Genomic DNA, 13,637 nt, shown 5'->3' with positions numbered 1-13,637 from the left:
CCATGCGACACATTAATCGCCATCCTGGTCCGGGCATGCGGCTGATGCTGGTGATACTGCCCTTTGTCCTGCTGCTGGCCGCCTACTTTTTTGGTTCGGCGGTACGCCTCGAGGCTAACCCCCAGGACAAGCTGCTGCCCGGCCTGCAACAGATGCTGGATGCGATCTCGCGGATGGCCTTTACCCCGGATAAACGCAGCGGGGAGTATCTGTTCTGGGTCGATACGCTGGTAAGCCTGGCCCGTCTGCTGGTGGGGCTGGGGATCGCGTCGCTCATTGGCCTGTGCATTGGCGTCACCGCCGGGGTGTTCCCCCTGTGGCGCGCGTCGCTCTCGCCGCTGATGACGGTGCTGTCGATGGTTCCGCCGCTGGCGATTTTACCGGTGCTGTTTATCGTCTTCGGGCTGGATGAGCTGTCCAAAATTATGCTGATTGTGATTGGCATCACCCCGATGCTGGCCCGGGATCTGGAGCATCGCGCCTGCGAAATCCCGCCGGAGATCCTGATCAAAGCCCAGACCCTGGGCGCCAACAGCTGGACGCTGGTGCTGCGGGTGGTACTGCCGCAGCTGCTGTCGCGTCTGCTGACTTCGCTGCGTCTGCTGCTTGGTTCGGCCTGGTTATTCCTCATCTCGGCGGAGGCCATCTCTTCCACCGCCGGGCTGGGCTACCGCATCTTCCTCGTCCGCCGCTATATGGCGATGGACGTCATCATCCCCTATGTCCTGTGGATCACGCTGCTGGCCTGGCTGATGGATCTGGCCTTGCGTCAGCTGCACAAATCCTGCTTCCCGTGGGCAGAAGGAGGGAAAGCATGAGTTTTATCACCATCAACAATATCTGGCAGGAGTACGGCGACCATGTGGTGCTGGAGCGCCTGAATCTGCAGATCAACGAGGGGGAGTTCTGCTCAATGGTCGGCGCCTCCGGCTGCGGGAAATCGACCTTTCTGCGCCTGCTGCTCGGCCAGGAAAAGCCGAGCAAGGGCACAATCACCCTGGACGGCAAACCGCTTACCGCCGAGCCGGACAGCCGCCGGGGCGTGGTGTTCCAGCGCTATTCCGTCTTTCCGCACCTCAGCGTGCTGGATAACGTTGCTATTGGCATCGAACTGCCGCAATCCCCGCTGTTCGGGCGGCTGTTTGGCGCGAAAAAACGCGCCGCGCGTCAACGGGCGGCGGAAATGCTGGAGAAGGTGGGGCTGGGCCATGCCCTGCAAAAATATCCCGCCCAACTTTCCGGCGGGATGCAGCAACGTTTAGCCATCGCCCAGGCCTTCATCATGCAGCCGCGCGTCCTGCTGCTGGATGAGCCATTTGGGGCACTGGATCCCGGCATCCGCAAAGACATGCATGCGCTGCTGCTGCAGCTGTGGGGCGAAACCCGCATGACGGTCTTTATGGTCACCCACGATCTCTCCGAAGGCTTCAACCTCGGCACCCGTTTGCTGGTGTTCGATAAGGTGCGCCTCGATCCGCAGGCCCCGAATGCCTACGGCGCGCGCATCACCTACGACATTCCGCTCAACGAGACACGGCTTTCCAGCCTGAGCGGAACGGCTCCCGACAACGTGTATGCATTAAGAGGATAACCCTGTGAACACGACAACATTACGCGAAGAGACCCTGCCGGGCGGCGGCCACCTCTCCTTTGTGCTTAAGCGCGGGCAAATCCTGCGGATGACCGACATCGACGGCGGGGCGAACGTCAGCCTGATGATGCTTAACCCGCACGAGAAGAGCGAACGCCTGAACCTGCCGGACACCCTGAAAGGCCAGCACACTGCGCGCCTGACCGCCGGGCACTGTTTTTACTCGGATATGGGCCGCGTGCTGGCGGGCATTATCGCCGACACCTCTGGCTGGCACGATCCCTTTGGCGGCGTGCTTAACGCCGCTGAAGTCACGGAAAAATATGGTCAGGGACGTTATCAGGAGCTGCGCAACGGCTTCTACCGGAACGGCACCGACAATTTGCTGGTAGAGATGGGTAAGTGGGATCTCAACCTCGAAGATCTGCTGATGGTGGTGAACTTCTTCAGCAAAGTCACCGTAGATGATCAGGGGCAGTTCAGCTTCCATCGCGACCATTCCCGGCCGGGAAGCTACGTGGAGCTGTTTGCCCCGATGGACACCCTGATCGTGATGACCGCCTTGCAGCATCCGATGGACCCCTCCACCGAGTATGCCCCGCGCCCGGTACAGCTGAGCTGGCGGCAGGCCGGGGACGAAGAGGCGGCCATTAACGCACTCCTCACGCGCCCGGAAAACAGCCGCGCCATCACCAATACGCAACTTTTCGCCCTGTAAGGAGCCGCACTATGACCATTGTCAGCGAAAAACAGCCCCAGGATGCGATCTTCCGCCATGTGATCCCGGCGGGCGAGCCTTACCTGTTCGAAGTGAAAAAAGGCCAGACCCTGCGCCTGCTCGATCTGGAGGGCAACCAGGCGGTGGATACTCTGTTTTATAACGCCGATAACCCGCGCGAACGCTACGATGCACAGCGCACGCTGCGCCGCCAGAACAATGCCTATCTCACCAGCGGGAGCGTGCTCTACTCCAACCTCGGCAATCCGCTGCTGACCCTGGTGGCCGACACCTGCGGCCGTCACGATACTCTTGGCGGAGCCTGCGCTCAGGAGAGCAATACCGTGCGCTATGCCCTCGACAAACGTCATATGCACAGCTGCCGGGACAACTTCCTCTGCGCTTGTCTGCACGATGGTCGCCTCCACAAACGCGATATCGGCGCCAACATCAACTTCTTTATGAATGTGCCGGTGACCCCGCAGGGCGGGCTGACCTTTGCCGACGGCATCTCCGCGCCGGGGAAATATGTCGAGCTGCGCGCAGAGTGCAACGTCATCGTGCTGATCTCCAACTGCCCGCAGCTGAACAACCCCTGCAACGGCTGGAACCCGACGCCTGCGGAGGTACTGGTATGGAACTGACGCCCACCCGCTGGCAGCGCCTGCGTCAGGCGTTGTATCGCCTGTTTGAAGTCCGCGCCGGACGCATCCTGCCTTAAACGTTTTTCCCCGTGGACGACCATGCGGTGAGCCAATTTTCGGCGGGACGACCCGCCACGATTGAGTCTGAACTATGTTGACAAAACTCCTGATTGCCAACCGCGGGGCGATTGCCTGCCGCATTCTGCGCACGCTGCGCGCCATGAACATTGGCAGCGTGGCGGTCTATTCCGAGGCGGATATCAGCAGCCTGCATATTCGCGAGGCCGACGAGGCCCTGAGCCTGGGCGACGGCCCGGCGGCGAACACCTATCTGGTCAGCGACAACATTATCGCCGCCGCAAAAGCCAGCGGTGCTCAGGCCATCCATCCGGGCTACGGCTTTCTGTCGGAAAACGCCGCCTTTGCCGAGGCGTGCGAGCAAGCCGGTATTGCCTTCGTCGGTCCCACGCCGGAGCAACTGCGCCTGTTTGGCCTGAAACATACCGCCCGGGCGCTGGCCAAAGCCCACGGCGTGCCAATGCTGGAAGGCACTGAACTGCTGGCAGATGTGAACGAGGCGCAGCAGGCGGCAGAGCAGGTGGGTTACCCGGTGATGCTGAAAAGCACCGCGGGCGGAGGTGGAATCGGGATGCGCGTGTGTTATACCGCCGCGGAACTGGTGGATGCTTTCGATGCGGTGGTACGGCTGGGCAAAAATAACTTCAGCGATGCGGGCGTCTTTATTGAGAAGTACATCGAGCGGGCGCGGCATCTTGAAGTCCAGCTGTTTGGCGACGGCAAGGGGGAGGTGATTGCCCTCGGTGTGCGCGACTGCTCGGTACAGCGCCGTAACCAGAAAGTGCTGGAAGAGACGCCCGCGCCTAACCTGCCGGAGGGGATGGCCGATGCGCTCTGTGCGGCCGCGATCACCCTGGGCAAGGCGATTAACTACCGCAGCGCGGGCACGGTAGAGTTTGTCTATGACAGCGACGCCGCTCGCTTCTATTTCCTTGAGGTCAATACCCGTCTGCAGGTGGAGCATGGCGTTACCGAGCAGGTGTGGGGCGTGGACCTGGTGCGCTGGATGATAGAGCTGGCGGCCGGAACGCTGCCTCCGCTGGCCGCCCTGGCTGAAAGCCTCACCCCGTCGGGACATGCCATTCAGGCGCGGGTCTATGCCGAAGATCCGGGTCGTCAGTTCCAGCCTTCTCCGGGTCTGCTCACCGAAGTGGTGTTCCCGGCGGATGACCGCCGTACCCTGCGCATCGACACCTGGGTAGAGTCCGGCTGCGAAGTCCCGCCATTTTTTGACCCGATGCTGGCGAAAATCATCGCCTGGCGACCCACGCGCGACGCGGGCATCAATGCCCTGCTCGCCGCGTTGGGTGATACCCGCCTGTACGGCGTGGAGACGAACCGCAGCTATCTGCAGCAGATTTTGACCTTTACGCCATTCGCCCGCGGCGAACCCTGGACCCGCTGTCTGGAAGGACTGGAGTATCAGGCCTTCACCCTTGAGGTGCTGAGCGCTGGCACGCAAACCACGGTGCAGGACTACCCGGGGCGCACGGGCTACTGGGCGGTGGGGGTGCCACCTTCCGGGCCGATGGACAGCCGGGCGCTGCGTCTCGGCAACCGTCTGTTGGGCAATGACGACCGCGCCGCGGCGCTGGAGATCACCCTCAGCGGCCCGACGCTTAAATTCAACTGCGATGCCCAGCTGGTGGTGACCGGGGCCGAGATTGACCTTAGCCTGGACGGCGAGCCGCTGGAAAACAACCGGATTATTCATGTGCGACGCGGCATGACGCTGCGGATGGGCGATATTGCTGACGCTGGCGTGCGCAGCTATCTGTGCCTGCGCGGCGGGTTTAACGTGCCGGATTATCTCGGCAGCAAAAGTACCTTTACCCTCGGGCAGTTTGGCGGTCACGCCGGACGCGCGTTGCGTACCGGCGACGTCCTGCACATTTCGCCGTTAACCTCGCCGTGCCCGGAGCAGGCGCTGCCGCAGGCCTTGCGCACCCGCCTGGCGGCGGTGCGGGAGCTGCGGGTGATCTCTGGCCCGCACGGTGCGCCGGAATATTTCACCCCTGACTACATGCAGACGTTCTTCGCTACCGACTGGGAAGTGCATTTCAACTCCAGCCGCACCGGCGTGCGCCTGATCGGCCCGAAACCCGAGTGGGTACGGGACAGCGGCGGCGAGGCGGGGCTGCATCCGTCGAACATCCACGATAATCCCTATGCCATAGGCGCGGTGGATTTTACCGGCGATATGCCAGTGATCCTCGGCCCGGATGGCCCAAGCCTGGGCGGGTTTGTCTGCCCGGTCACCATCATCGAAGCCGATTTGCACGCGGTCGGGCAGCTGAAAGCGGGTGACAAAGTGCGCTTTGTCCCGGTTGATATCGCCACGGCCCGACGTCTGGCCCAGGCGCAGGAGGCGGAGATCCGCAGCCTGCACCCGCAGCAGCTCGAATGGCAGCCAGCGGAAAAGGCCTCACCAGTGGTGCTGGAGCAAGGACAGGGCGATAAACGGCTGGTGGCGCGTCTCTCCGGCGATACCCATCTGCTGCTGGAGATTGGCGATCCTGAGCTGGATCTGGTCCTGCGTTTTCGCGCCCACGCCCTGATGCAGGCCCTGGAGGCGCGGGCGTTTGAGGGGATTATCGATCTGACACCGGGCATTCGCTCGCTGCAAATTCACTATCAGCCCGAGGCGCTAAGCCTGGCGAGCCTGCTGGATAGCGTGGCCGGGATTTGGCATGACGTCTGCGAGCAGGCGTCGCTGGACGTGCCGTCGCGCATCGTCTGGCTGCCGCTCTCCTGGGACGACCCGGCCTGCCAGAAAGCCATCGACAAATACATGACCACCGTGCGGCGGGATGCGCCCTGGTGCCCGAGTAACCTTGAATTTATTCGCCGCATAAACGATCTGGCGAATGTCGATGAGGTCTACAAAACGGTGTTTGACGCCAGCTATCTGGTGATGGGGCTGGGGGATGTCTATCTCGGTGCGCCGGTGGCAACGCCGCTGGATCCACGTCATCGTCTGGTCACCACCAAATACAACCCGGCGCGTACCTGGACGGCGGAAAACTCGGTGGGGATCGGCGGGGCCTATCTGTGCGTCTATGGCATGGAGGGGCCGGGTGGGTATCAGTTTGTCGGCCGGACGTTACAGATGTGGAATCGCTATCACGCCGTCGATGATTTTGGCGGCAAGCCCTGGCTGCTGCGCTTCTTCGACCAGATCCGCTTCTATCCGGTCTCTGCTGAGGAGTTGATCACCATCCGTCGCGACTTCCCGCTGGGGCGCTATCCGCTGCGCATCGAGCACACCACCCTGAAACTGGCCGAGTATCAGCAGTTCCTGGCTGACGAAGCCCAGGGCATAGAGGCGTTTCGCGCCCATCAACAGGGGGCTTTTAACGCCGAGCGTGAGCGCTGGATTGCCAACGGCCAGGCGCATTTCGACAGCAGCGATGTGCTGGCGGAGGAGGGCGAAGATGCACCGCTCCAGCCAGGACAGGCGGGTATCGACAGCCCGATTTCCGGCAACCTGTGGCAAGTCAATGTCGAACCCGGTCAGCCGGTACGCGAGGGCGATGTGCTGGTGGTGCTGGAGTCAATGAAGATGGAGATCCCGCTGCTGGCCTCGCAGGACGGCGTGGTTAGCCAGGTGCGTGTCCAGCCGGGTTCGTCGGTGCGCGCGGGTCAGTGTGTAGTGGTTCTGGAGAAAACAGCATGATGCATCCCTTTGATTTACGGCTTGATGCCCTGGCACAGGCTTACCGTGATGGCCGTTTTACGCCGCGGGAAGTGATCGCCACCCTGCGCGAGCGGGCGCTGGCGTTAAACCCGGAGTTCAACACCTTTATTTATCTCCTTACCTCCGAAGAACTGGAGCCGTACCTCGCCGCGCTGGACGGTGCATCGCCGCAGACGTTGCCGCTTTATGGCGTGCCTTTTGCCATCAAAGACAATATCGATCTGGCGGGTATCGAGACCACCGCCGCCTGCCCGGCGTTTGCTTACCGGGCCGGGCAGGATGCGACCATCGTCGGCCAGTTGATTGCGCTGGGGGCAATTCCGCTGGGTAAAACCAATCTTGACCAGTTCGCCACCGGCTTAAACGGCACGCGCTCGCCTTACGGGCTTTGTCGTAACAGCGTGAATGCGGATTATCCCTCGGGTGGCTCCAGCGCCGGGTCGTCGCTGGCGGTGGCGCTGGGGCTGGCGAGCTTTGCCCTCGGCACGGATACCGCCGGGAGCGGTCGTGTACCGGCTGCGCTGAATAATCTGGTCGGGCTGAAAGCCACCAAAGGGTTAATTTCCACCGCCGGGGTGGTGCCAGCCTGTCGGACGCTGGACTGCGTGACCTTCTTCACGGCCACCGCTGACGAGGCCAGTCAGCTGCTGGCCCTGACGGCGGTGAAGGACCCGCGCGACGACTACAGCCGCGCCAACCCGGCGTGGAACGGGGCGCAGGCCTTTGGGGTGCCTGAGAAAGGTTTCCGCTTTGGCGTGCCGGACCACCTGGAGTTCCTCGGCTGCGCGGAGAGCGAAGCGCTCTATCACCGCGCCCGTGAGCGACTCATGGCGCTGGGCGGCGTTCCGGTGACCATCGACTTTGCGCCGTTTTTAGCGGCGGCGACGCTACTGTACGACGGCCCGTGGGTGGCGGAGCGCTATCACGTTGCCGGAAAACTGATTGAGCAGCAGCCGGAGGCAGTATTGCCGGTGATCCGCGATGTGCTGCGCAAAGCCCCCGGCACCGACGCGGTGGCGGCGTTTGACGCCCAGTACAAACTCCAGCATTTCAAAACCCTGTGCGACGAAATCATGGCGGAACTGGATTGTGTGCTCACCCCGACCTATCCGCGCCCGGTGACGCTGGCAGAGCTGGCGGAGGAGCCGGTTAAACGCAATTCCGAGCTTGGGGTTTACACCAACTTCATGAACCTGCTGGACTACGCCGCCGTGGCGGTGCCTGCGGGTGTAATGGCGAATGGCCTGCCGTCGGGCGTGACGCTGTTTGGTCGGGCCTTCACCGACCAGTATCTGCTCAGCCTTGCCGGGGCGTTACAACGTCACCAGAACCTGGCCTTACCCGGCGATCGCCAGATCCAGATTGCTGCACCGGCTACCCCCGCCACTCACGATCGCCTGTCGGTCGTGGTCTGTGGGGCGCATCTGGACGGGCTGGCGCTCAACCACCAGCTGCGCCAGCGGGGAGCCGTCCTGCGGGAAGCAACCCACAGCGCGCCGCACTATCGGCTTTACGCTCTGGCTGAAGGAAAACGCCCCGGCATGGTGCGCGACCGGGAGCAGGGAGCGGCCATTGCCGTTGAGGTATGGGAACTGCCCCATACTGAAGTGGGGTCGTTTCTGGCAGGCATCCCGGCCCCGCTGGGACTGGGCAAAGTGGAGCTGGAGGACGGGCGCTGGTTAACTGGGTTTATCTGCGAAGAGTATGGTTTGCAGGGGGCGCAGGAGATAACGGCGTTTGGTGGCTGGAGAGCCTGGCTTGCCCACCAGGGGTGAGCAGCCAGGCATCTCGTTAACGGTACAGCGGCTTTTCTGCTACCGGGATCAACAACGTGGATTGCCACTCTGCCAGCGTCAACTGCGCCAGCTGTCCCAGCGCACGGTAGAACGGGTGGCCCGCGTTTTCGACAAACAGGGTAAGAAAACGCGTGCTCCACGGCAGAAGATGCCAGGCCAGCAGCTGATCCCGCTCCGCATCCCGGCCCGTTTCGGCCAGCCATGCGGCCAGCAGCAGCAGGGTGCCAAAGTGATCTTCCGGTTCATTCTGCGCCATTTCAAAGGCGATGCCGTTGTCGCGCATCCACTGGCGCAGTGCCAGAGTGGAGTCGCCAAACAGTACGCTCTCGCGATCCAGCCAGACCGATCCCCATGGCGGCGCGGGAAGCGCCCAGGGGCCAATAAACAGCCGCTGCCAGGCATCCGGGAGCGCTTCGTCAGACGGCTGGCGCAGGATCTCTGCGACAGGGGCTAACTGCCCGGACGTCAGCGGCCAGTCCTGCTGCCAGTCGCCCCCGGTCAACGCCGCCACCAGCGGTGCAGCCTGCTCGCTGTCAGGGGCGAAATAAAACAGTGCGCCCAGTACCCGGGCGGTAAACGCAAAACCTTCATTCATTACTGCATTCCTTGAACGGCGCGGGTTGCCCCGCGCGCACAGATTATCCGGCAATCGCCATACCCACGGTCATATGCAGGCCGTAGAAGACGCCACGGCCAATAAGCTCCCCGACCACCACCAGCAGCAGCCCCAGCGCCAGTCCTGCTGGCGTAGGCACTTTACGACGTACCAGCGCGCACAGCCAGCAGCCCAGACCGGCCGCGAGCAGCATGATACGCCAGACCTGCAGGGAACCATAATCCGGGACCAGGGCGTTGGCCTGCTGGACAGAACTGTGGATCGAACCGAGATCGTGACTTTGCAGAACCACCGCCGCCGCGCTGACCAAGAGTGCGACAACGGCGATGCCTGCTGCTACATGCGCGTGAAACGGCACCTTCGCCATCCGCACCAGCAGGGCGGCGAACAGCGGGCCGCCGAGCAGCATGGTCAGGAAGAAGTTCAGGGTGGTGTAGCCATTGTGCCAGGTAGGCACCGTGTCTATCTGATACACGCGGGTCATCGCCCAGACAAAGACAAGCCCGAGCACCATGCTCAGCACCAGCCAGATCCTGCCCAGCACCGCGGGCATTTTGCCGAGCACGGCCACTAACCACCAGAAGCCGCCGACGGCAAAGAAGAGCGTCCCGCTGGCGATTTCGTTGCTCAGGCCGGATGCGCCGACGCGATTAAGGGAGTTAAAGGCGCGCAGCGGTGAGCCGAGGTGCAGGATCGAGGCCACAAAGCCCACGCCCATCACCAGCCATAAAAAGAACATGCTGCGCACCAGCCGGTTGCGCGCCATCGGGTCGCGCTCCCGCAGCCAGGCGACGCCCGCCACAATCAGTGCCCCGACAACACACTGGCCTAGTACGGTAAAAATGACCAGCGGCCATTCATGCCATCCGTTTCCCATCTCACACCTCCTGCGGATTAGCCAGATAGCCGGTGGTATCACCCGTGGGTCGGCTGTTGGCATTGGGTTTAATGACGATAGACGGCTTCGTGAAGTGCGCCGACGGCAGCGGCGCGACAGCGGCCAGTTTGCCGTGTTTCTTGCGCAGCTCTTCAATCGGGCCGAAGTCCAGCGCCCGCAGCGGGCAGGACTCGACACAGATGGGCTTCTGGCCCTCCGCCACCCGCTCATGGCAGCCGTCGCACTTGGTCATATGGCCTTTGGCGGCGTTGTACTGCGGCGCACCGTACGGGCAGGCCATGTGGCAGTAGCGGCAGCCGATGCAGACATCCTCATCCACCACCACAAAGCCGTCTTCGCGCTTGTGCATCGCCCCGCTGGGGCAGACTTTGGTGCAGGCCGGGTCCTCGCAGTGGTTGCAGGAGATGGAAAGATAGTAGGCGAAGACGTTCTGGTGCCAGACGCCGTTGTCCTCCTGCCAGTCGCCGCCCGCGTACTCGTAGATACGGCGGAAGCTGACATCCGGGGTGAGATCCTTGTAATCCTTGCACGCCAGTTCGCAGGTTTTGCACCCGGTGCAGCGGCTGGAATCAATAAAAAATCCATACTGAGTGGTCATCGGCTACTCCTTACGCCTTCTCGATTTGCACCAGATTGGTGTGTTGTGGATTGCCCTTCGCCAGCGGCGACGGACGGTGCGTGGTCAGGGTGTTCATGCAGGCGCCGTGGTCAACGCGGTCACCCTGCATATCGGCCTGATGCCACGCCCCCTGGCCCATGGCGCTGACGCCCGGCATGATCCGCGGGGTCACTTTGGCGGGAATGCGCACTTCGCCGCGGGTGTTGAAGACCCGCACCATGTCGCCGTTTTTAATGCCGCGTTTCTGGGCATCAACCGGGTTGAGCCACACTTCCTGGCGGCAGGCGGCCTGCAGCACGTCCACATTGCCATAGCTGGAGTGGGTGCGGGCTTTGTAGTGAAAGCCGAACAGCTGCAGCGGAAACTGACCGCGATCGTCCGAATCCCAGCCTTCGAAGGTCGAGGCATACACCGGCAGCGGGCTGATCGTCTCATCCTCCTTCAGCTCCCAGGTGCGGGCGATCTCTGCCAGCCGACTGGAGTAGATCTCGATTTTGCCTGACGGGGTTTTAAGCGGATGAGCCTCGGGATCCTCGCGGAATTTCTTATAGGCCACGAAGTGACCGTTAGGGTCCTTGCGCTTATAAATGCCCATCTCTTTTAGCGCTTCGTAAGAGGGGAGTTGTGGATCTTTGGCCACCATTTTGGCGTACAGATACTGCAACCACTCCGCCTGGGTGCGGCCTTCGGTGAAGCGTTGATGGATATCCGGCCCGAGGCGTTTCGCCACTTCGCTCATGATCCAGTAGATGGGTTTGCGTTCGAATTTCGGCGCGGTTACCGGCTGGAGGAAGATCAGATAGCCCATATTCCCGGCGTAATCGTTGGGAATGATGTCTTCCTGTTCGACGGTCATAAGATCGGGCAGCAGCAGGTCGGCATATTTCGCCGACGAGGTCATGAAGTTGTCGATCACCACAATCATTTCGCACTTGCGCTCATCCTGCAGAATGTCGTGGGTTTTATTGATGTCTGAATGCTGGTTGATGATGGTGTTGCCAGCGTAGTTCCAGATGAACTTGATCGGCACGTCGAGCTTCTCTTTGCCGCGCACTCCGTCGCGGGTGGCGGTCATCTCCGGCCCGCGGGCGATGGCGTCGGTCCAGCTGAAGCAGGAGATCTGCGTTTTGACCGGATTCTCCGGCAGCGGCATTCGCTCGATGGTGATGGTGTATGTCGATTCACGCGCGCCGCTGTTGCCGCCGTTAATACCGACGTTGCCGGTGAGGATCGGCAGCATGGCGATGGCGCGAGAGGTCAATTCGCCGTTGGCCTGGCGCTGCGGACCCCAGCCCTGGCAGATATAGACAGGTTTAGCCGTACCGATCTCCCGCGCCAGCTTGATAATACGGTCGGCGGGGATCCCGGTGATAGTTGCGGCCCATTCCGGGGTTTTGGCGGTGGCGTCCTCGCCGTGCCCCAGAATATACGCCTTGTAATGGCCGTTGGCCGGGGCGCCCTCCGGCAGCGTCGTTTCGTCGTACCCGACACAGTATTTATCCAGGAAGGGCTGATCGACGAGATTTTCGTTGATCAGTACCCAGGCGATACCGGCCACCAGCGCGGCGTCGGTGCCCGGACGGATGGGGATCCACTCGTCTTCGCGTCCGGCAGCCGTATCGGTGTAACGAGGATCGATGACGATCATGCGCGCATTCGAGCGTTCGCGCGCTTGCTCAAGGTAATAGGTGATCCCGCCGCCGCTCATGCGCGTTTCCGCCGGGTTATTACCGAACATCACCACCAGCTTGCTGTTTTCAATATCCGAGGTGCTGTTGCCGTCGTTGCTGCCGTAGGTATAGGGCATCGCGCAGGCAATTTGCGCTGTACTGTAAGTACCGTAATGGCTGAGAAAACCGCCGTAACAGTTCATCAGACGCGCTACCAGAGAGGCATAGGGCGAAGAACGGGTAATGTTACCGCCAACAATACCGGAACTGTAATTAATGTAGACCGCTTCGTTGCCGTATTTAGTCACGACGTCGCGCAGGCTGTTGGCGAGCAGATCCAGCGCCTCATCCCAGCTGATGCGTTCGAACTTGCCTTCGCCGCGTTTACCGACGCGCTTCATGGGATAATTCAGCCGGTCAGGATGGTTAATACGCCGCCGGATCGAGCGTCCGCGCAGGCAGGCACGAACCTGATGGTTGCCGTAGATATCGTCGCCGGTATTGTCCGTTTCGACCCAGAATACCTCGTCGTCCCGCACGTGCAGACGTAGCGCGCAACGGCTGCCGCAGTTAACCGAACAAGCACCCCAGACCACTTTATCCTGGCCGGATTGTTGGGCCTGTTTGAGGGCGGCTGCGGCAGGGCGTAATCCAAAGGGTAATGACAAGCCGCCGGCGGCCAGCGCAAGGGATCCGAGGGCAGAAGATTTAACGAGGGTGCGGCGGCTGATCCCGCCGCTTTGCGCATTATCTGACATGGCTCACTCCATAATGTTCGTTATCTATGAACGTTTTAAGCCGTGATTAGGATCAGGCTAATGGAGTGGCAGTGTTACCTATTAAGGGGGAGATAATATTAATGTATATCAAAACAAAGGGGATTCCCCCGCCCGGGCGGGGGATAATCTCTACTGCGGTTCGCGCGGCGCCGGGGCCTGAGTGCCACCTCCGCTTACCGGGTAATTTCCGCTGCTGGTGCGGGTGTAGAGGATTTTAAGGGTATCGTTGGCGCAATGACCGACCACTTCGGCGTCGGGTTTATCGGCCTGATCGTTCGGCACGATGTTCAGCATAAAGCCGCTTTCCGGTACGCCATTGTTGATGATTCGCTGCTGAATATCGCTTTTGATCCGCTCGCAGTTATCAGGTGCCGCCAGCGCGGCCGGGGCAATCCCCGCCAGCAAAAGTGCAGTAATCCAGGGTAACCGTTTCATCTCTGCCTCCTTACGACTGGGTGTGACTATAATAGTAGCAGGGTTAATGTAAATGGTTGTATTTGCTAATATGACCGGGAATTATCTTCATCTATT

Annotated in this window: 11 protein-coding genes; 6 read left to right on the top strand and 5 right to left on the bottom strand. The window is 61.4% G+C overall.

Annotation, left to right across the window (positions count from 1 at the left end; translation table 11 throughout):
• Nucleotides 1-2 precede the first annotated feature (2 nt).
• The 6 genes from ABIE02_RS00665 (at nucleotide 3) to atzF (ending at nucleotide 8,503) form a co-directional block, all read left to right on the top strand.
• On the top strand, nucleotides 3-818 hold the full coding sequence (locus ABIE02_RS00665; protein WP_032617938.1) for an ABC transporter permease: 816 nt from the start codon (nucleotides 3-5) through the stop codon (nucleotides 816-818).
• Entirely contained in the window at nucleotides 815-1,591 is a 777-nt protein-coding gene (locus ABIE02_RS00660; RefSeq protein WP_336994635.1) for an ABC transporter ATP-binding protein, read from the top strand. Before ABIE02_RS00665 ends, ABIE02_RS00660 begins: the two co-directional genes overlap by 4 nt.
• A 4-nt stretch (nucleotides 1,592-1,595) precedes the next feature.
• Nucleotides 1,596-2,309, top strand: coding sequence for an urea amidolyase associated protein UAAP1 (locus ABIE02_RS00655; protein ID WP_032617940.1), 714 nt, complete (start codon nucleotides 1,596-1,598; stop codon nucleotides 2,307-2,309).
• Nucleotides 2,310-2,320: 11 nt separating this feature from the next.
• Nucleotides 2,321-2,953, top strand: coding sequence for an urea amidolyase associated protein UAAP2 (locus ABIE02_RS00650; RefSeq protein WP_117386573.1), 633 nt, complete (start codon nucleotides 2,321-2,323; stop codon nucleotides 2,951-2,953).
• Nucleotides 2,954-3,104: 151 nt separating this feature from the next.
• On the top strand, nucleotides 3,105-6,707 hold the full coding sequence (gene uca / locus ABIE02_RS00645) for an urea carboxylase (RefSeq protein ID WP_280713163.1): 3,603 nt from the start codon (nucleotides 3,105-3,107) through the stop codon (nucleotides 6,705-6,707).
• On the top strand, nucleotides 6,704-8,503 hold the full coding sequence (atzF, locus tag ABIE02_RS00640) for an allophanate hydrolase (RefSeq protein ID WP_280713164.1): 1,800 nt from the start codon (nucleotides 6,704-6,706) through the stop codon (nucleotides 8,501-8,503). The genes uca and atzF overlap by 4 nt, the downstream gene beginning before the upstream one ends.
• A gap of 16 nt (nucleotides 8,504-8,519) precedes the next feature.
• Here atzF and dmsD read toward each other — a convergent pair whose 3' ends face one another.
• The 5 genes from dmsD to ABIE02_RS00615 all read right to left on the bottom strand — a co-directional run bounded on the left by dmsD (nucleotide 8,520) and on the right by ABIE02_RS00615 (nucleotide 13,541).
• Nucleotides 8,520-9,119: a Tat proofreading chaperone DmsD gene (dmsD, locus tag ABIE02_RS00635; protein WP_077227403.1), complete on the bottom strand. Its 600-nt coding sequence runs from the start codon at nucleotides 9,117-9,119 to the stop codon at nucleotides 8,520-8,522.
• A gap of 43 nt (nucleotides 9,120-9,162) precedes the next feature.
• Nucleotides 9,163-10,017, bottom strand: coding sequence for a dimethyl sulfoxide reductase anchor subunit family protein (locus tag ABIE02_RS00630; RefSeq protein ID WP_336994633.1), 855 nt, complete (start codon nucleotides 10,015-10,017; stop codon nucleotides 9,163-9,165).
• Between the two features lies 1 nt (nucleotide 10,018).
• Nucleotides 10,019-10,636, bottom strand: coding sequence for a DMSO/selenate family reductase complex B subunit (locus tag ABIE02_RS00625; RefSeq protein WP_059307999.1), 618 nt, complete (start codon nucleotides 10,634-10,636; stop codon nucleotides 10,019-10,021).
• A 10-nt stretch (nucleotides 10,637-10,646) separates the two neighbouring features.
• Nucleotides 10,647-13,085, bottom strand: a complete 2,439-nt coding sequence (gene ynfE / locus ABIE02_RS00620; protein ID WP_280713166.1) for a selenate/tellurate reductase subunit YnfE — start codon at nucleotides 13,083-13,085, stop codon at nucleotides 10,647-10,649.
• A gap of 150 nt (nucleotides 13,086-13,235) precedes the next feature.
• Complete coding sequence (locus ABIE02_RS00615) at nucleotides 13,236-13,541, bottom strand: DUF1161 domain-containing protein (RefSeq protein ID WP_032617956.1); 306 nt, start codon at nucleotides 13,539-13,541, stop codon at nucleotides 13,236-13,238.
• Nucleotides 13,542-13,637: the final 96 nt, after the last annotated feature.

It is taken from the genome of Leclercia sp. 1548, assembly GCF_050435045.1.
GTDB lineage: Bacteria > Pseudomonadota > Gammaproteobacteria > Enterobacterales > Enterobacteriaceae > Enterobacter > Enterobacter adecarboxylatus.
The sequence above is the reverse complement of the archived record's forward strand: the minus strand, read 5'-3'. Positions and strand labels throughout refer to the sequence as shown.